This window comes from Streptomyces sp. NBC_01474, from assembly GCF_035918215.1.
In the GTDB taxonomy this organism is placed as follows: domain Bacteria; phylum Actinomycetota; class Actinomycetes; order Streptomycetales; family Streptomycetaceae; genus Streptomyces; species Streptomyces aureus.
Window position 1 is genome coordinate 5,544,241 of the sequence record NZ_CP109449.1, and the last position, 18,530, is coordinate 5,562,770.

Consider the following 18,530-nt stretch of genomic DNA (forward strand, 5'->3'; position numbering starts at 1 on the left):
ACTCCTCGCGCTACTCGGTCGTGGACTCCGTGCCCTCGTCCGTTTCGACAGCCGTCTCGACCTCGGCGGACTCGTCGACGATGACGTCACCGTCGACCTCCTCCGCCTCGCGACCGGCCTCGGCGTTGCGAGCGATACCGACCACGGCATCGCGCTTGCCCAGGTTGATCAGTTGGACGCCCATGGTGTCACGGCCCGTCTCCCTGACCTCGTTGACTCGCGTACGAATCACACCGCCCGACAGCGTGATGGCGAGGATCTCGTCCGTCTCCTCGGTCACCAGCGCGCCGACGAGTGACCCGCGGTCCTCCACGATCTTGGCGGCCTTGATACCGAGGCCACCGCGGCCCTGGACGCGGTACTCGTCGACGGCGGTCCGCTTCGCGTACCCGCCGTCAGTGGCGGTGAACACGAACGTACCCGGCCGGACGACATTCATCGAGAGCAGCTGGTCGCCCTCGCGGAAACTCATGCCCTTCACACCGGATGTGGCACGGCCCATCGGGCGCAGCGCGTCGTCCGTGGCGGTGAAGCGGATGGACTGCGCCTTCTTGCTGATCAGCAGCAGGTCGTCCTCGGCGGAGACCAGCTCGGCGCCGATCAGCTCGTCGTCGGAACCGTCCTCCGTCTCGCGGAGATTGATGGCGATGACGCCGCCCGAACGGGGCGAGTCGTAGTCCTTGAGGGGGGTCTTCTTTACGAGGCCGCCCTTTGTGGCAAGGACCAGGTAGGGGGCCGCTTCGTAGTCGCGGATCGCGAGGATCTCGGCGATCGACTCGTCCGGCTGGAAGGCCAGCAGGTTGGCCACGTGCTGGCCGCGAGCGTCACGGCCGGCGTCCGGGAGCTCGTACGCCTTGGCGCGGTAGACGCGGCCCTTGTTCGTGAAGAACAGCAGCCAGTGGTGCGTCGTCGACACGAAGAAGTGGTCGACGATGTCGTCTTCCTTGAGCTTCGTGCCGCGTACGCCCTTGCCGCCGCGCTTCTGTGAGCGGTAGTCGACCGTCTTGGTGCGCTTGACGTAGCCGCCGCGCGAGATGGTGACGACGATGTCCTCTTCGGCGATCAGGTCCTCCATGGACATGTCGCCGTCGAAGGGCACCAGCTTGGAGCGCCGGTCGTCGCCGAACTTCTCGACGATCGCCCCGAGTTCCTGGCTGATGATCTGGCGCTGACGCTCCGGCGAGGCCAGGATCGCGTTGTACTCGTTGATCTTGATCTGCAGTTCGTCGTGCTCGGCGACGATCTTCTGGCGCTCCAGGGCGGCCAGTCGGCGCAGCTGCATCTCGAGGATCGCGTTGGCCTGGATCTCGTCGATCTCCAGGAAGCCCATCAGACCCTCGCGGGCGATCTCGACGGTGTCACTGCGCCGGATGAGCGCGATGACCTCGTCGATGGCGTCCAGGGCCTTCAGGAGGCCGCGCAGGATGTGGGCGCGCTCCTCGGCCTTGCGCAGGCGGAACTTCGTACGGCGGACGATGACCTCGACCTGGTGGCTCACCCAGTGGCGGATGAAGGCGTCCAGGGAGAGGGTGCGCGGCACGCCGTCGACGAGCGCCAGCATGTTGGCGCCGAAGTTCGTCTGGAGGTCGGTGTGCTTGTAGAGGTTGTTCAGGACGACCTTGGCGACGGCGTCGCGCTTCAGGACGATGACGAGGCGCTGGCCGGTGCGCGACGAGGTCTCGTCGCGGACGTCGGCGATGCCGCCGACGCGGCCGTCCTTCACCAGGTCGGCGATCTTCTGCGCGAGGTTGTCCGGGTTGACCTGGTACGGGAGTTCGGTGACCACCAGGCACTGGCGGTTCTGGATCTCCTCGACCTCGACGACCGCGCGCATCGTGATGGAGCCACGGCCCGTGCGGTACGCCTCCTCGATGCCCTTGCGGCCCACGACCAGGGCGCCGGTCGGGAAGTCCGGGCCCTTGATGCGCTCGATGAGCGCGTCCAGAAGCTCCTCGTGCGAGGCCTCCGGATTCTCCAGGTACCACTGGGCGCCGGAGGCGACCTCGCGCAGGTTGTGCGGCGGGATATTGGTGGCCATGCCGACCGCGATGCCCGCCGAACCGTTGATCAGCAGGTTCGGGAAGCGGGCCGGCAGGACGGTCGGCTCCTGGGAGCGGCCGTCGTAGTTGTCCGTGAAGTCGACGGTCTCCTCGTCGATGTCACGGACCATCTCCATGGACAGCGGCGCCATCTTGCACTCGGTGTAGCGCATGGCGGCCGCGGGGTCGTTGCCCGGGGAGCCGAAGTTTCCGTTCGAGTCCACCAGCGGCATACGCATCGACCACGGCTGCGCCAGGCGGACCAGGGCGTCGTAGATCGAGGAGTCGCCGTGCGGGTGGTAGTTGCCCATGACGTCGCCGACGACGCGGGCGCACTTGTAGAAGCCCTTCTCGGGCCGGTAGCCGCCGTCGTACATCGCGTAGAGGACGCGGCGGTGGACGGGCTTGAGGCCGTCCCGTACGTCGGGCAGGGCGCGCGACACGATGACGGACATCGCGTAGTCGAGGTACGAGCGCTGCATCTCGGTCTCGAGCCCGACGGGCTCGATGCGCTGGACGCCCTCCTCGGGCACCGTTTCGACGCTGACGCTGATCTCGACGCCTTCTTCAGGCGTGGGGGGAGTGTTCTCGTCGGTCATTGCTGGTGAAGATCCTTTCTGATGCGGTCAGCTGAGACCGACTCAGATGTCGAGGAAGCGGACGTCCTTGGCGTTGCGCTGGATGAACGAGCGGCGTGCCTCGACGTCCTCGCCCATCAGGACGGAGAACAGGTCGTCCGCCTGGGCGGCGTCGTCGAGGGTGACCTGGCCGAGCACGCGGTGCTCGATGTCCATCGTGGTGATGCGCAGCTCCTCGGCGTTCATCTCGCCGAGACCCTTGAAGCGCTGGATCGAGTCCTCGCGGATCCGCTTGCCCTGCTGGCGGCCGAGCTCGGTCAGGGCGTCGCGCTCGCGGTCCGAGTAGGCGTACTCGAAGTCCTCACGACCCCACTTGATCTTGTAGAGCGGCGGGCGCGACAGGTACACGTATCCGGCCTCGACGAGGGGGCGCATGAAGCGGAACAGGAAGGTCAGCAGCAGGGTGTTGATGTGCTGGCCGTCGACGTCGGCGTCCGCCATCAAGATGATCTTGTGATAGCGAAGCTTCTCGATGTCGAAGTCCTCGTGGACTCCGGTGCCGAAGGCGGAGATCAGCGCCTGGATCTCCTGGTTCTGCAGGATCTTGTCGATCCGCGCCTTCTCGACGTTCAGGATCTTGCCTCGGATGGGCAGGATGGCCTGGTACTGCGGGTTGCGGCCGGACTTAGCCGAGCCGCCGGCGGAGTCACCCTCGACGATGAAGATCTCGCACTTGGTGGGATCGTTCGACTGGCAGTCGGAGAGCTTGCCCGGCAGCGACGCCGACTCCAGCAGGCCCTTGCGGCGGGTGAGGTCGCGGGCCTTGCGGGCCGCCACACGCGCGGTGGCCGCCTGGATGCCCTTGCGGATGATGTCCGCGGCCTCGTTCGGATTGCGGTCGAGCCAGTCGTTGAGGTGCTCGTAGACGACCTTCTGGACGAAGGTCTTCACCTCGGTGTTGCCCAGCTTGGTCTTGGTCTGCCCCTCGAACTGGGGCTCGCTCAGCTTCACCGAGATGATCGCGGTCAGACCCTCGCGGATGTCGTCACCCGTGAGGTTGTCGTCCTTCTCCCGCAGCAGCTTCTTGTCCCGCGCGTACTTGTTGATCAGCGAGGTCAGCGCGGACCGGAAGCCCTCTTCGTGCGTACCGCCCTCGTGGGTGTGAATGATGTTGGCGAAGGAGTACACACCCTCGCTGTAGCCGCCGTTCCACTGCATCGCGAGTTCGAGGGACAGGCTCCTGTCCTTGTCCTCTGCCTCGAGGTCGATCACGGTGGGGTGCACCACGTCTCCCTTGCGGGAGTTGAGGTACTTCACGAAGTCGACGATGCCGCCCTCGTAGTGGTACGAGACGCTCTTGACCTCGTGCTTCTCGTCCTCGCCCGCCTCGTCCGCCCCGGCAGTGGCCTTCGCCGACTCGCGCTCGTCGGTGAGGGTGATCCGCAGACCCTTGTTGAGGAAGGCCATCTCCTGGAAGCGCCGCGAAAGCGTCTCGAAGGAGTACTCGGTGGTCTCGAAGATGTCCGGGTCGGCCCAGAAGGTGACCGACGTGCCAGTCACGTCCGTGGCCTCGTGCTGGTCGAGCGGCGCCGTGGGGACGCCCATCTTGTAGTCCTGCGTCCAGCGGTGGCCGTCGGTCCTGACCTCGACAGCGACCTTCGAGGACAGCGCGTTCACGACGGAGACACCCACGCCGTGCAGACCACCGGAGACCGCGTAGCCGCCGCCGCCGAACTTGCCGCCCGCGTGCAGCACGGTCAGCACGACCTCAAGGGCCGGCTTGCCCTCGGAGGGGACGATGCCCACCGGGATGCCACGGCCGTTGTCGACGACGCGGACGCCGCCGTCGGGAAGGATCGTGACGTCGATCGTGTCGGCGTGGCCGGCCAGCGCCTCGTCGACGGAGTTGTCGACGACCTCCTGCACCAAGTGGTGCAGTCCTCGCTCACCGGTCGAACCGATGTACATGCCAGGCCGCTTGCGAACCGCGTCCAGACCCTCGAGGACTGTGATGGCGCTGGCGTCGTACGCCGAGGTCACTCCGCCGGAGGACTGGTGCGCCTCCGCGGGGGCCTCGCCGACGGCGTCGGCGGCAGTGGACGGGATGTTCTCGTTGGGGTTGCCGGAATCGGCCACGAAGCGCCCTTTCTGGCACAGCACAAGCCAAGCCGGCGGTGGCCGGAGCGGCTGCGTCGTTCAGCGATAGTCAGCGTTGCTCGGTGCGTCCCACAAGTGGGGCGGGATTAACTCTCAGTCTACCGGTAGCGCTGACAGTGATGGGGGTTTGCCGGTACCTGAGTCCGCATGTGCCGCCCTGAACCGGCCTCTGCCGACTCCCCATATGCGTCCCGGGGCTCCAAGAGGCTCACAGCGGCACTCAGCGCTTCCGGGCGTCAACCGGGTGTCAACGCCCGGCCGACGGCTCTCCGGACTCACCCGTAGGTGTCGCCGGGGCCCTTGCTTCCGGGGGCGCGCAGGGGGCCGAAGCGGCGAGCGGGGCCGTTGGGCCCAAGGATCTTCAGGAGCCGTACGGTGCCGTGCCCGAGGTCCTCATTGAGCCGCGCCACCAGCGTCGGAGCCAGGTACCGCAGCTGCATCGCCCAGGCTGTCGAGTCGCACTGGACGGTCAGGACGCGCTCGTCCTCGTCGTACTTCAGGGGCTCGGAGTGCCTGGCGAGGTCCTCGCCCACGATCTCCGGCCAGCGGCCCATGACACCGCCGACGGCGGCCGGCGCCTCCCAGCCGCGCTCGGTGATCAGCCGGTTGATCGCGGCGCCGAACGCGACCGGGTCGCGGCCGTCGGCACGCGCCCCGGACCTCAGTCCGCCACCGCGCCGGGCCTGCTTCTTCTGCTGGTCGGCCACTCCACGCGCGCGTGCCTGCTCCTTCGCGGCGCGCAGGGCCACGCGCGCGAGGTCGACGCCTGACGGCTCGGGGGCCTTCGGCGGGACGTCGCCGGATGTGTTCTCGCTCATACCCGCTCCACCGTGCCTTCGGACACCGCGTACCGCGTGCCCGCCAGGACGCCCGGCACGTCGTCGTCCACCGCGGCGGTCACCAGGACCTGCTCACCGGGGGCGACCAGCTCGGCGAGACGCTCCCTGCGCCGCGCGTCGAGCTCCGCGAAGACGTCGTCGAGCACGAGCACCGGCTCGTTCCCCTCGGCCCGCAGCAGATCGTACGAGGCCAGGCGCAGCGCCAGCGCGTACGACCAGGACTCGCCATGGCTGGCGTACCCCTTCGCCGGCAGCTGGCCGAGCTTGAGAACCAGGTCGTCGCGGTGCGGTCCGACGAGGGTCACGCCCCGCTCGATCTCCTGTTTGCGGGCCGCTTCGAGGGCGGCCATCAGCTGCTCGTAGAGCTCTTCGCGCGCGTGGCCGTCGATTTCGGGCGAGGAGGGCTTGTATTCCAGGGCCAGCGGCCCGCCGCCGGGCGCCAGCTGTTCGTACGCCTTGTCGGCGAGCGGCTGGAGCGTGGCGATCAGGTTGAACCGCTGCGCGAGCAGCTCGGCGCCCACCCGCGCGAGGTGCTGGTCCCACACGTCGAGGGTCGACAGGTCCATGGACCGACCGCCGTGCCTGCGGGCGAGCGCGGCCGACTTGAGGAGCGTGTTGCGCTGCTTGAGCACGCGGTCGTAGTCGGACCGGACACCGGCCATGCGCGGGGAGCGGGAGGTGATCAGCTCGTCCAGGAAGCGGCGGCGCTCGCCGGGGTCGCCCTTGACGAGGGCGAGGTCCTCCGGCGCGAACAGGACCGTGCGCACTATGCCGAGCACATCACGGGGTCTGACCTGCGAGGACCGGTTGATCCTGGCGCGGTTCGCCTTGCCCGGGTTGAGTTCGAGCTCGATGAGCTGCTGTCGCTCGCCCTGCCGGACCGCCGCCCGGATGACGGCGCGCTCGGCGCCCATGCGGACCAGCGGCGCGTCCGAGGAGACCCGGTGGCTGCCGAGGGTGGCGAGATAGCCGACGGCCTCGACAAGGTTGGTCTTGCCCTGCCCGTTCGGGCCCACGAACGCGGTGACGCCCGGATCGAGAGGGACCTCGACCCGGGCGTACGAGCGGAAGTCGGCCAGCGACAGATGCGTCACGTGCATGGTCGTTCGCCGACCTCCCCCAAGGTGTGGAGCGGGTGTGGACTACTTCGTCGTGGAGCTTCGTGGATGCGTTGTGCGTTCGCTTTGTGCGTTCGCTTTCTGGGCTACTTCTTCTCGACGGCGTGGCCGCCGAACTGATTGCGCAGGGCGGCGATCATCTTCATCTGCGGCGAGTCGTCCTGGCGCGAGGCGAAGCGTGCGAAGAGGGAAGCGGTGATCGCGGGCAGCGGCACCGCGTTGTCGATGGCCGCCTCGACGGTCCAGCGGCCCTCTCCGGAGTCGGCGGCGAAGCCGCGCAGCTTGTTCAGGTGCTCGTCGTCGTCCAGCGCGTTGACCGCCAGGTCGAGCAGCCAGGAACGGATGACCGTGCCCTCCTGCCAGGAGCGGAAGACCTCACGCACATCGGTGACGGAGTCGACCTTCTCCAGGAGCTCCCAGCCCTCGGCGTAGGCCTGCATCATGGCGTACTCGATGCCGTTGTGAACCATCTTCGCGAAGTGGCCCGCGCCGACCTTGCCCGCGTGTACGGAGCCGAATTCGCCCTCCGGCTTGAGGGCATCGAAGATCGGCTGGACCTTGGCGACGTGCTCCTTGCTGCCGCCGTACATCAGGGCGTAGCCGTTCTCCAGGCCCCAGACGCCGCCGGAGACACCGCAGTCGACGAAGCCGATGCCCTTGATGCCCAGCTCGACGGCATGCTTCTCGTCGTCGGTCCAGCGCGAGTTGCCGCCGTCCACGACGACGTCGCCCGGCTCGAGGAGTTCGGCGAGCTCGTCGACGGTGGCCTGGGTCGGGCCGCCGGCGGGGACCATCACCCACACCACGCGCGGGGCCTTGAGCTTGCCCACAAGCTCTCCGAGGCTGTGGACGTCCGCGAGGTCCGGATTGCGGTCGTATCCGATGACGGTGTGGCCTGCGCGGCGGATGCGCTCGCGCATGTTGCCGCCCATCTTGCCGAGACCGACGAGACCGAGCTCCATCAGGTGGTTCCTTAAGTTGCGACGGGGCGTGAGGTGGTGCGTGAGGCACTCCCGCACCTGTGTTCCGAGCCTAAACCTGGGGGTACCACCCACGCCTTTCGGGCAGAGGGGGAGCTCACGCCCACCTGTGGGCATAGCCGCTCAGGCGAACGCCCGGCGGCCATGCCCTGTGGAGGGTCAGCCCGACAGCCGCACCGGCATGATCAGGTACTTGTACGCGTCGTCCGCCTCGGCGTCCACGGCGGGCCTGCCGCTGAGCAGCGCCGGCTTCGTGGAGGTCGTGAAGGAGAGCTGGGCGACCGGGGAGTCGATCGCGCTCAGACCGTCCAGGAGGAACGTCGGGTTGAAGGCGATCGAGATGTCGTCGCCGTCGAGCTGGGCGTCGACCCTTTCCACAGCCTGTGCGTCGTCGCTGGAGCCGGCCTCCAGGATCAGCACACCCTGCTCGAAGCTGAGCCGCACCGGGGTGTTCCGCTCGGCGACGAGTGCCACACGCTTGACGGCCTCCACGAAGGGGGCGGTCTCGATCACGGCCACGGAGTTGAACTCCGTCGGGAAAAGGGTGCGGTACTTCGGCAGGTCGCCCTCGAGGAGACGCGTCGTCGTACGGCGGCCCGCGCCCTCGAAGCCGATGAGCCCCTCACCGGCGCCGGAGCCCGACAGGGCCAGGGTGACCGTGTCACCGCTCGTGAGCGCCTTGGCGGTGTCCAGGAGCGTCTTGGCGGGCACCAGGGCGACCGCGGACGCCTCGGGGTCCTCCGGCTTCCACAGGAACTCGCGGACCGCGAAGCGGTAGCGGTCGGTGGACGCGAGGGTGACCGTGTCGCCCTCGATCTCGATGCGTACACCCGTGAGCACCGGCAGGGTGTCGTCACGGCCGGCGGCGATGGCCACCTGGGCCGCGGCGGAGGCGAAGACCTCACCGGGGACAGTGCCCGTCGCTGTCGGCATCTGCGGCAGTGCCGGGTACTCCTCCACAGGCAGGGTGTGGAGTGTGAATCGCGAGGAGCCGCAGACCACGGTCGCTCGTACACCGTCTGTGGAAATCTCCACCGGACGGTTCGGCAGGGCACGGCAGATGTCCGCCAGGAGCCGACCCGATACGAGGACGGTGCCCTCCTCGTCGATCTCCGCGTCGACCGAGACCCGCGCCGAGACCTCGTAGTCGAAGCTCGACAGGCTCAGTGCGCCCTCCTCGGCCTTCAGGAGAAGGCCCGCGAGGACCGGCGCAGGCGGTCGGGCCGGGAGGCTCCGCGCCGCCCAGGCCACTGCCTCCGCGAGTACGTCGCGTTCCACCCGGATCTTCACCGTAAGCCGCCTCCTGCTGTTGCTGGCTGCTCTCGCCCTGCGTTGGTCTTCGGTCTTCGTCGTGTCACTCGGTGTCGCTCAGCCGCCACATGGGAAGGACACCGGGGAACAGTCTGACGTACGGCGCTGACAGTCGTTGCCGCTCGGGGTCAAGTCGTGCCGGCCCGCTGTCGGGCACCGGACCCCGAGTTGTGCACAGCCCCCACTTCAATCCTGATTCCCAGCTCTCTCTAGTTGGGAGTAGTAGTAGGGGCTGTGGAAACCGTGGATAACTGCCTTTTCGCAGGTCAGAGTCGGTTTTTTGTCCACCGGGCCTGTGGGCGCGAGCGGTGGACAACCGAGGTTCTCTGTGGACGGGGAAAAGTTCTGCACACCCGATACACAGGCCGGGGCCACTTCTCCCCAGGGCTGTCCCCAGCTTTACCCCGGTTCCCCACAGCCCAACCACACCCCTCGATGTGACGCCTTTCACTCGGCATGGTGATTTTGCGCGTTGCGTTGCCGAACAGTGGACAGCCGTGTGGAGAAGCCGCCCGCAGCTGTGCACAAGGGCCTCTGACCTGTGGGTCGACGGTGGACAACGAAACCCACACCCTGTGGAGGAAAATCTTGTCCACAGCCTGTGGAGATCTTTTGTCCACGAATCCACAGCCGCCTGACCTGGTCTGATCGTCATTCAACGCGGCCCCCTGTGGACACAGTCTGGACAACTTGGCAGTCCCCAGGGTGTGGACGCAAGAAAGTCCGCACATCTGTGGAGAACACCCGTAACCAGGGACCGGAATCGAACACCGCGTCCGGCCGCGCCGTCCTGCCGCAACGAAGAAGGGCGCCCCGGGAGTTGTCCCGGGGCGCCCTTTGACGGCGTACAGAGGGGTCTGAAGGCTGCTGTCAGCCGTTCTTGATGCGGTTGGTGAGCTCGGTGACCTGGTTGTAGATGGACCGCCGCTCGGCCATCAGCGCGCGGATCTTGCGGTCCGCGTGCATGACGGTCGTGTGGTCGCGGCCGCCGAACTGTGCCCCGATCTTCGGCAGGGACAGGTCGGTGAGCTCACGGCACAGGTACATCGCGATCTGGCGTGCCGTCACCAGGACGCGACTGCGCGACGATCCGCACAGGTCTTCCACCGTCAGGCCGAAGTAGTCGGCCGTCGCCGCCATGATCGCCGTCGCCGTGATCTCGGGGGCCGAGTCCTCGCCGCCGGGGATCAGGTCCTTGAGGACGATCTCCGTCAGACCGAGGTCCACCGGCTGCCGGTTCAGCGACGCGAACGCCGTGACCCGGATCAGCGCCCCCTCCAGCTCGCGGATGTTGCGCGAGATGCGGGACGCGATGAACTCGAGGACCTCCGGAGGAGCGTTCAGCTGCTCCTGCACCGCCTTCTTACGAAGGATGGCGATTCGGGTCTCCAGCTCGGGCGGCTGGACGTCGGTGATCAGACCCCACTCGAAGCGGTTGCGCAGCCGGTCCTCCAGGGTCACCAGCTGCTTGGGCGGCCGGTCACTGGAGAGCACGATCTGCTTGTTCGCGTTGTGGAGCGTGTTGAAGGTGTGGAAGAACTCCTCCTGCGTCGACTCCTTGTCCGCGAGGAACTGGATGTCGTCGACAAGAAGGATGTCCATCTCGCGGTACCGCTTGCGGAAGCTGTCGCCCTTGCCGTCGCGGATCGAGTTGATGAACTCGTTCGTGAACTCCTCCGAGCTCACGTAACGCACCCGCGTGCCCGGGTACAGGCTGCGCGCGTAGTGCCCGATCGCGTGCAGCAGGTGGGTCTTGCCGAGCCCCGACTCCCCATAGATGAAGAGGGGGTTGTACGCCTTCGCCGGCGCCTCGGCGACGGCGACCGCGGCCGCGTGGGCGAAACGGTTCGAGGCACCGATGACGAAGGTGTCGAACAGGTACTTCGGGTTCAGTCGCGCGGTCGGCTCGCCGGGACCCGTCGCGGGCGCGGGCTGCGCGGCGAGCGGTCCGGGGGCACCACTGGGGACACCGCGACCGGTGCGCCCGCCCATGGGACCTTCGTTGAGGTCACGGCGCTCGTGCCGGCCGTGCCGCCCCTGACGGTCGGACATCTGCTGCTCGTACGACGACCGCTCGGACTGCTGCTCGTATCCGGAGCGTTCGACCTGCTGGTCGTAACCGTTGCGGTCCGACTGCTGGTCGTATCCCGTCCGGTCCGGCTGTTGGTCGTAGGGCGACCGCTCCTGCTGCTCGTAAGGAGAGCGTTCCTGCTGCTGCTCGTAAGGGGAGCGCTCGTTCTGCTGCTCGTACGGAGAGCGTTCCTGCTGCCGGTAGTCGTGCTGCGGCTGCTGGGGCGGGTTCGCGTACGGGTCGCGCTCGGGGAAGCCGAGCCGCGGCTGCTGCCAGCTGTACTCGTCCTGCGACCGCGGCCATGCGCCCGGCTCCGGACGCTGGTAGTCCGGGTACGCGGGGCGGGCGGTCGGGAGCTGGTCGGCGCGAGCGCCCGGGGGCTGATCACCGCGGGGGCCCTGCGCATGGTCGTCCGCGCGGCGGCCGTACGGGTCGTACGGCTCATGGGGCTGGCCCTGGCCCTGGGCCGAGGGCAGCTCGGGCTCTTCGTAGCGGTGCTGCGGTACGGGGGGTGCGGACGGGGCGGGCTGTTCACCGACGGAGTCGTCGACCGTGATCGCGATCCGGATCGGGCGGCCGCACTCGCGGCTCAGCGTCTCGGCCACGACCGGCGCGAGCCGTCCCTCGAGTACGCCCTTCGCGAACTCGTTCGGCACGGCGAGCAGCGCGGTGTCGGCGACCAGCGCGAGAGGCTGGCAGCGCCGGATCCAGTGTTCATCCTTCGTCTCGACGCCCTGCCCACGGCCCTCCCCGAGGAGCTGCTCCAGAACTCGTGGCCACACTGCGGCAAGATCGGCAGGTACGTCAGCCACAGGGCACGCTCTCTCGCAGGTCCCACGAAGGTGTGGTTCTGGGACGGGTCGGAAGAAAATCGGGGTGGGGCGGTGAGAAGGGAACGAATCGGAGTTCAGCCACGGTAGTCAGGGCAACCGGTGCGGTTCAAGTTGTTGTCCACAGGCTGTGCACAGTGTCCCTCACTCGATGCCGGTTTGACCGGATGGACCAGCCGCGCGTACCGTGACCAGGTCGAGTTGTCGATGGCTGCTGCCGCCTGCCTCCGATGGGCAAAGATCACGATCTGTGATTGTGAAGCGGTGCACTCGGTGCGTATACGCGAGCTTCTCGTGGGCGCACGGTGACAGCCAGGCGATGTCCCGCCACTACACGATCATTTCTGGAGCCCCCGAGTGAGCAAGCGCACCTTCCAGCCGAACAACCGTCGTCGCGCCAAGACCCACGGCTTCCGCCTGCGGATGCGTACCCGTGCCGGCCGCGCGATTCTCGCGAACCGCCGTGGCAAGGGTCGCGCCGAGCTGTCCGCCTGATCGCGTACAGGTCATGACGTGCTGCCTTCCGAGAATCGGCTGAGGCGGCGCGAAGACTTCGCGACCGCGGTACGCCGAGGACGCCGGGCCGGTCGCCCGCTCCTTGTCGTCCATCTACGTAGCGGTGCAACGGACCCGCACGCGCCTGGGGAGAGCGTTCCCCCGACGCGTGCGGGTTTCGTCGTGAGCAAGGCAGTCGGTGGAGCTGTCGTACGTAACGCGGTGAAGCGCAGACTTCGCCACCTCATGCGCGACCGACTCGCACTGTTGTCCCCCGGTAGCCTGGTAGTCGTACGTGCGTTGCCCGGCGCGGGTGACGCCGACCATGCACAGCTGGCCCGAGACCTGGATGCCGCCCTTCAGCGGCTGCTGGGAGGGGGCGCGCGATGAAATACCCGCTGCTTGCTCTGATCAAGCTCTACCAGTGGACCATCAGCCCTCTGCTGGGGCCTGTGTGCAAGTACTACCCGTCGTGTTCCCACTACGGCTTCACAGCGATCGACCGCCATGGTGCGATCAAGGGAACAGCTCTCACCGCCTGGCGCATCCTTCGGTGCAACCCGTGGTCGCTCGGCGGTGTCGACCACGTTCCGCCGCGCAAGCGTCCGCGGTGGCACGAAATGCTGCGTAACGCCTGGCGCGAACGCAAGGGCGGGCCTTCCGCCGCCGGCGCGCCTTCAGAGTGTGGCCACACCAGCCCCTCGAGCCCCGCCGCCGAGACCCCGTCCCATGCTCAAGGAGCTTGATTAGTGGACACGATTGCCGGTTTTTTCAGCTTCATCACGACACCAGTTTCCTGGGTCATCGTCCAGTTCCACTCGTTGTACGGGGCGATCTTCGGCCCTGACACGGGCTGGGCCTGGGGCCTGTCCATCGTGTCCCTGGTGATCCTGATCCGTATCTGCCTGATCCCGCTCTTTGTGAAGCAGATCAAGGCCACTCGGGCGATGCAGACGCTGCAGCCCGAGATGAAGAAGATCCAGGAGCGCTACAAGAACGACAAGCAGCGCCAGTCCGAAGAGATGATGAAGCTGTACAAGGAGACGGGTACCAACCCGCTCTCCTCGTGCCTTCCCATCCTGGCGCAGTCGCCGTTCTTCTTCGCCCTGTACCACGTGCTCAACGGCATCGCGACGGGCACCACGATCGGTGTCATCGACGACAACCTGCTGGCGAGCGCTCGTAAGGCGCACATCTTCGGTGCCCCGCTCGCGGCCAAGTTCACCGACTCCGCGGACAAGGTCGCCTCGCTCGGCGCCACGCTGACCGACGTCCGCGTCGTCACCGCGATCATGATCGTGATGATGTCGGCGTCGCAGTTCTACACGCAGCGCCAGCTGATGACGAAGAACGTCGACATGACGGTCAAGACGCCGTTCATGCAGCAGCAGAAGATGCTGATGTACGTCTTCCCGGTCATGTTCGCCGTCTTCGGCATCAACTTCCCGGTCGGTGTTCTCGTCTACTGGCTGACCACCAACGTGTGGACCATGGGCCAGCAGATGTATGTCATCCGCCAGAACCCGACCCCGGGCAGCAAGGCGCAGGCCGCGTTCCTGGAGCGTCTGCTCAAGCACGTCTCGCACGCCGAGAAGACGCGCAACCGCCGCGAGCGCGCCGTCGTCAAGGCGATCGTCTCCAAGGGCCGCGAGCGCAACGAGTTCGAGCGCAAGTTCATCAACGGCCTGACCAAGGTGAACCTCGCCGCCCAGGCCGACGGAACGGTCATCAAGAGCACGGCCGGCACCCTGACCGATGACGAGGACGGGGGCCAGGCCACGGGCGGTACGCCGAAGCGGCAGCAGCCCAAGCGCCAGTCCAAGTCGCAGCGCCAGCACGGCACCGCCCAGGGCGCGGCCAAGGACGAGTCCGACGCACCGGAGCCCACGTCCCTCGAGAAGAAGGACGAGGCGGAAGACGCCAAGCCCGAGGCCAAGCCGGCCGGTGGCGCTTCCGGCACCCCTGCCCGCAGCAAAGCCAAGTCCGGACAGCGCAAGGGCCCGCAGCGGCCCAAGTCCCCGTCCAAGAAGTAAGAAGGAGTCCATCCCGTGACGGAAGGCACCACCTCCGCCGCTCCTGAGGGCAGCGACACCCTGACTCGCCTCGAGCAGGAAGGCGAGATCGCGGCGGACTACCTCGAGGGTCTGCTGGACATCGCCGACCTCGACGGCGACATCGACATGGACGTCGAGGCCGACCGCGCCGCCGTCTCGATCGTCAGCGACGTTTCCACCCGCGACCTGCAGAAGCTGGTCGGCCGCGACGGTGAGGTCCTCGAGGCTCTCCAGGAGCTGACCCGTCTGGCGGTCCACCGGGAAACCGGGGATCGCAGCCGCCTCATGCTGGACATCGCCGGTTACCGTGCGAAGAAGCGTGCTGAGCTCTCCGAGCTGGGCGCCAAGGCTGCGGCCGAGGTGAAGAGCAACGGCGAGCCGGTCAAGCTCGACCCGATGACGCCCTTCGAGCGCAAGGTCGTCCACGACGCGGTCAAGGCCGCCGGCCTGCGCAGCGAGTCCGAGGGCGAGGAGCCGCAGCGCTTCGTCGTCGTGCTCCCCGCCTGAGCGGTACGTCGCTCCACGGCCCCGTCTGTTCGCAGGCGGGGCCGTATCTTTGTCAGCCTGATAGTCAGCCACCCAACGCGGTAGCGCGGTACGGAAGGACGGTCCACGTGACGGAGGCAGCAGAGCTTCCCCCGGCTCCTGAACAGGCCCGAGCGGTATTCGGTGAGCGCTACACGGACGCGGTCCGCTACGCGGAGCTGCTGGCCGACGCGGGGGTGCAGCGTGGTCTCATCGGTCCCCGGGAAGTGCCCCGGCTGTGGGAGCGGCACATCCTGAACTGCGCGGTGCTGTCCGAGGTCGTGCCGGAGGGTGTCACCGTGTGCGACGTGGGCTCCGGTGCCGGCCTGCCGGGTATCCCGCTGGCCCTGGTACGGCCCGACCTGAAGATCACGCTCCTGGAGCCGCTGCTGCGGCGCACGACCTTCCTCACCGAGGTCGTCGAGCTCCTCGGCCTCGACCATGTGACCGTGGTCCGCGGCCGTGCCGAAGAGGTCCTCGGCAAGCTGACTCCCGTCCATGTGGTGACGGCGCGCGCTGTCGCTCCGCTGGACCGTCTCGCGGCGTGGGGCGTCCCGCTGCTGCGGCCGTACGGCGAGATGCTGGCCCTCAAGGGCGACACCGCCGAGGAAGAGGTCAAGGGCGCGGGGGCTGCCCTGAGCAAGCTCGGCGCGGTGGCCACCTCGGTACTTCACGTCGGCGAGGGCGTGGTGGATCCACTCTCGACCGTGGTGCGTGTCGAGGTCGGGGAGAGCCCCGGCGGTGTGCGCTTCGCGGCGAAGCGCGCCAAGGCAGCTCGCGTCGGGCGGGTTCGGCGTCGACGCTGATGTTGCTCCTCCTCTTCGAGGCGGTTGCTGTGTTCTAGGCGACAGTGTGTTTCTCGCGGTGATGGCCGCTCGGGCTCTTGGGATCCGAGCGGCCATTGCTTTTACCTGAGCTGCCATCGATTTTTAGGTGACGCTTGTCTCGTGGGTCTCCAGCGTCTGGTGGCGGCAGCTCACGCACTGGACGGCACCGAGGGGCGTCGGTGGGTTGCCGCTGATCCGTCCTGACGGCGGCCCGCACTCCGTGAAACCTGCCAAACGTATGTATGTCGGGGTGTCGCACGGATGCCGACCGGGCTGCGGTGCATCGTGTTTCACGTGAAACGTCGCTCACTGCTGCATGGCATCATCAGTCGCGGTCGCGCCGCGGCTGCACCCCGCGACCGTAGGCCTCTCGGATCCCTCGAATCAGGCACAGAGTTGTCCACAGAGGCCGTTTCCTCCACAGAAGACAGGGCCTCGCTGGTTCACGACCCCGAAAGCATGGGAGGCTCTGTTCATTGCGAGCCTGAAGTCGAGGAGAGTGAATCCTTGCGGTCCGACGCCAACATCGCGGGACCGATGACCGATCCGGTCCCCGGTCCCCGTACCGAGTCGGTGGGGGAGGATGTTTCACGTGAAACACCGCCTCCGATGGACGACACCCCAATCGGTCGTGCTGCCCAGCTGGCGGTAGAAGCTCTTGGTCGCGCAGGCGAGGGCCTGCCGCGACCTGAGCAGACCCGCGTCATGGTGGTTGCCAACCAGAAGGGCGGGGTCGGCAAGACCACGACAACGGTCAACCTTGCTGCCTCGCTGGCGCTGCACGGTGCCCGCGTGCTGGTGATCGACCTGGATCCGCAGGGCAACGCCTCCACGGCTCTGGGTATCGACCACCACGCCGAAGTCCCTTCGATCTACGACGTGTTGGTCGAGAGCAGGCCGCTCTCCGAAGTCGTACAGCCCGTGGTCGATGTGGAGGGCCTCTTCTGTGCCCCAGCCACGATCGATCTCGCCGGTGCGGAGATCGAGCTGGTCTCGCTGGTGGCACGCGAAAGCAGACTGCAGCGCGCGATCCAGGCGTATGAGCAGCCTTTGGATTACATCCTCATCGACTGCCCTCCGTCGCTCGGCCTGCTGACGGTCAACGCTCTGGTCGCCGGCGCCGAGGTGCTGATCCCGATCCAGTGCGAGTACTACGCGCTGGAGGGCCTGGGGCAGCTCCTGCGTAACGTGGATCTGGTGCGCGGGCATCTGAACCCGGATCTGCATGTGTCGACGATCCTGCTCACGATGTACGACGGCCGCACCCGGCTGGCATCGCAGGTTGCCGACGAGGTCCGGAGCCACTTCGGCGAAGAGGTCCTGCGGACGAGCATCCCGCGCTCCGTGCGCATCTCTGAGGCCCCGAGCTATGGGCAGACGGTGCTCACCTACGATCCGGGGTCGAGCGGCGCACTCTCCTACCTCGAGGCGGCGCGGGAGATGGCGCTGCGCGGGGTCGGCATCCGCTACGACGCTCAGCACGCCCATACGGGCACTCAACTTGACCAGCACAGCACGGTGGAGGGTATCCAGTGAGCGAGCGACGGAGGGGACTGGGCCGCGGCCTCGGCGCACTGATTCCAGCAGCCCCCACCCCCGACAAGATGGCACCAGGCAGCGCGATGGGAGGTGCCTCCGGCTCGCCTTCCGCCGGGCCCGTCCTGACGGCGGAGCGCGGAGTGGCGGCGGCGAAGGTTGCCTCGCTTCCGCAGCCCCATGTTTCACATGAAACAGAGGACGTGTTCGGCGGGCCGGTGGACGCTCCGGAAGCGTCGGCTGGAGCGTACTTCGCCGAGCTTCCGATTGACGCCATCACGCCCAACCCGCGTCAACCGCGCGAGGTGTTCGACGAGGACGCCCTCGCCGAGCTCATCACCTCGATCAAGGAAGTCGGGCTTCTCCAGCCCGTCGTCGTACGGCAGCTGAGCTCGTCGCGCTTCGAGCTCATCATGGGTGAGCGCCGCTGGCGCGCCTGCCGCGAGGCTGGTCTGGAGCGCATTCCGGCGATCGTCCGAGCGACGGACGACGAGAAGCTTCTCCTGGACGCACTCCTGGAGAACCTGCACCGCGCTCAGCTGAACCCGCTGGAAGAGGCTGCCGCCTACGACCAGTTGCTGAAGGACTTCAACTGCACGCACGACCAGTTGGCCGATCGGATCGGGCGTTCGCGGCCGCAGGTCTCCAACACGTTGCGACTCCTGAAACTCTCTCCGGCAGTTCAGCGCCGGGTGGCCGCGGGTGTGCTGTCGGCCGGCCATGCGCGTGCCCTGCTCTCCGTGGAGGACTCGGAGGAGCAGGACCGTCTCGCTCACCGGATCGTCGCCGAAGGGCTCTCGGTGCGGGCCGTCGAGGAGATCGTGACCCTGATGGGCTCACGTCCGACGAGCACGGCGCGCGCCAAGGGCCCGCGGGCCGGGACTCGTCTTTCGCCGGCGCTCAGCGAGCTTGCCACGCGCCTGTCCGACCGGTTCGAGACGCGGGTGAAGGTCGACCTCGGGCAGAAGAAAGGCAAGATCGTCGTCGAGTTCGCCTCGATGGACGATCTGGAGCGGATCCTCGGTCAGCTCGCTCCGGGTGAGGGACCCGTCCTCCAGCACGGATCCACGGAGGACGAGGACCAGGAGAACGAGGGCTAGGAGAACGGGGGTTGGTCCCGTTCGACGCAAGTCTCACGAGAGCAGGTCGTGTCCGGTGTGTACCGGAACA

15 protein-coding genes are annotated in these 18,530 nt (G+C 67.4%); 8 read left to right on the top strand and 7 right to left on the bottom strand.

Annotated elements, in window-relative coordinates; genetic code table 11:
- Nucleotides 1–10: 10 nt before the first annotated feature.
- From gyrA to dnaA, 7 genes are all read right to left on the bottom strand, one after another.
- A complete protein-coding gene (gyrA, locus tag OG758_RS25425) occupies nucleotides 11–2,638 on the bottom strand; it encodes a DNA gyrase subunit A (protein WP_326712086.1) in 2,628 nt (875 codons plus the stop codon).
- 42 nt (nucleotides 2,639–2,680) lie between these two features.
- The gene (gene gyrB, locus OG758_RS25430; protein ID WP_326712087.1) at nucleotides 2,681–4,753 is read right to left on the bottom strand and encodes a DNA topoisomerase (ATP-hydrolyzing) subunit B; all 2,073 of its coding nucleotides are present in this window, start codon (nucleotides 4,751–4,753) and stop codon (nucleotides 2,681–2,683) included.
- A gap of 296 nt (nucleotides 4,754–5,049) precedes the next feature.
- On the bottom strand, nucleotides 5,050–5,592 hold the full coding sequence (locus tag OG758_RS25435) for a DUF721 domain-containing protein (protein ID WP_326712088.1): 543 nt from the start codon (nucleotides 5,590–5,592) through the stop codon (nucleotides 5,050–5,052).
- Nucleotides 5,589–6,713 carry a DNA replication/repair protein RecF gene (gene recF / locus OG758_RS25440; protein WP_326712089.1) on the bottom strand — a complete coding sequence of 375 codons (1,125 nt, stop codon included), beginning with the start codon at nucleotides 6,711–6,713 and terminating at the stop codon, nucleotides 5,589–5,591. Before recF ends, OG758_RS25435 begins: the two co-directional genes overlap by 4 nt.
- Nucleotides 6,714–6,817: 104 nt before the next feature.
- Nucleotides 6,818–7,693: a phosphogluconate dehydrogenase (NAD(+)-dependent, decarboxylating) gene (gene gnd, locus OG758_RS25445; protein ID WP_326712090.1), complete on the bottom strand. Its 876-nt coding sequence runs from the start codon at nucleotides 7,691–7,693 to the stop codon at nucleotides 6,818–6,820.
- A gap of 177 nt (nucleotides 7,694–7,870) precedes the next feature.
- Nucleotides 7,871–9,001 (bottom strand): DNA polymerase III subunit beta, encoded by a 1,131-nt coding sequence (dnaN, locus tag OG758_RS25450; RefSeq protein WP_116512073.1) that lies wholly within the window; start codon nucleotides 8,999–9,001, stop codon nucleotides 7,871–7,873.
- An 891-nt stretch (nucleotides 9,002–9,892) separates the two neighbouring features.
- Complete coding sequence (dnaA, locus tag OG758_RS25455; protein WP_326712091.1) at nucleotides 9,893–11,905, bottom strand: chromosomal replication initiator protein DnaA; 2,013 nt, start codon at nucleotides 11,903–11,905, stop codon at nucleotides 9,893–9,895.
- A gap of 375 nt (nucleotides 11,906–12,280) precedes the next feature.
- Here dnaA and rpmH point away from each other — a divergent pair, with 375 nt between their 5' ends.
- The 8 genes from rpmH (at nucleotide 12,281) to OG758_RS25495 (ending at nucleotide 18,460) form a co-directional block, all read left to right on the top strand.
- Nucleotides 12,281–12,418 (top strand): 50S ribosomal protein L34, encoded by a 138-nt coding sequence (gene rpmH / locus OG758_RS25460; RefSeq protein WP_100597229.1) that lies wholly within the window; start codon nucleotides 12,281–12,283, stop codon nucleotides 12,416–12,418.
- A gap of 18 nt (nucleotides 12,419–12,436) precedes the next feature.
- Nucleotides 12,437–12,808 carry a ribonuclease P protein component gene (gene rnpA, locus OG758_RS25465; RefSeq protein ID WP_266562292.1) on the top strand — a complete coding sequence of 124 codons (372 nt, stop codon included), beginning with the start codon at nucleotides 12,437–12,439 and terminating at the stop codon, nucleotides 12,806–12,808.
- Nucleotides 12,805–13,164, top strand: a complete 360-nt coding sequence (yidD, locus tag OG758_RS25470) for a membrane protein insertion efficiency factor YidD (protein ID WP_100597227.1) — start codon at nucleotides 12,805–12,807, stop codon at nucleotides 13,162–13,164. The genes rnpA and yidD overlap by 4 nt, the downstream gene beginning before the upstream one ends.
- A gap of 3 nt (nucleotides 13,165–13,167) precedes the next feature.
- Entirely contained in the window at nucleotides 13,168–14,451 is a 1,284-nt protein-coding gene (gene yidC, locus OG758_RS25475; protein ID WP_326712092.1) for a membrane protein insertase YidC, read from the top strand.
- A 15-nt stretch (nucleotides 14,452–14,466) separates the two neighbouring features.
- Nucleotides 14,467–14,979 (top strand): Jag family protein, encoded by a 513-nt coding sequence (locus OG758_RS25480; RefSeq protein ID WP_326712093.1) that lies wholly within the window; start codon nucleotides 14,467–14,469, stop codon nucleotides 14,977–14,979.
- A gap of 107 nt (nucleotides 14,980–15,086) precedes the next feature.
- Entirely contained in the window at nucleotides 15,087–15,803 is a 717-nt protein-coding gene (gene rsmG, locus OG758_RS25485) for a 16S rRNA (guanine(527)-N(7))-methyltransferase RsmG (protein ID WP_326712094.1), read from the top strand.
- A 480-nt stretch (nucleotides 15,804–16,283) separates the two neighbouring features.
- Nucleotides 16,284–17,360, top strand: coding sequence for an AAA family ATPase (locus OG758_RS25490; RefSeq protein WP_326712095.1), 1,077 nt, complete (start codon nucleotides 16,284–16,286; stop codon nucleotides 17,358–17,360).
- Entirely contained in the window at nucleotides 17,357–18,460 is a 1,104-nt protein-coding gene (locus OG758_RS25495; RefSeq protein ID WP_326712096.1) for a ParB/RepB/Spo0J family partition protein, read from the top strand. The genes OG758_RS25490 and OG758_RS25495 overlap by 4 nt, the downstream gene beginning before the upstream one ends.
- Nucleotides 18,461–18,530 lie beyond the last annotated feature (70 nt).

Bases quoted from the DNA above. Each gene is read 5' to 3' on its own strand.
- gyrA (WP_326712086.1), bottom strand. From the start codon at position 2,638: ATGACCGACGAGAACACTCCCCCCACGCCTGAAGAAGGCGTCGAGATC.
- OG758_RS25435 (WP_326712088.1), bottom strand. From the start codon at position 5,592: ATGAGCGAGAACACATCCGGCGACGTCCCGCCGAAGGCCCCCGAGCCG.
- recF (WP_326712089.1), bottom strand. From the start codon at position 6,713: ATGCACGTGACGCATCTGTCGCTGGCCGACTTCCGCTCGTACGCCCGG.
- gnd (WP_326712090.1), bottom strand. From the start codon at position 7,693: ATGGAGCTCGGTCTCGTCGGTCTCGGCAAGATGGGCGGCAACATGCGC.
- yidD (WP_100597227.1), top strand. From the start codon at position 12,805: ATGAAATACCCGCTGCTTGCTCTGATCAAGCTCTACCAGTGGACCATC.
- OG758_RS25490 (WP_326712095.1), top strand. From the start codon at position 16,284: ATGGGAGGCTCTGTTCATTGCGAGCCTGAAGTCGAGGAGAGTGAATCC.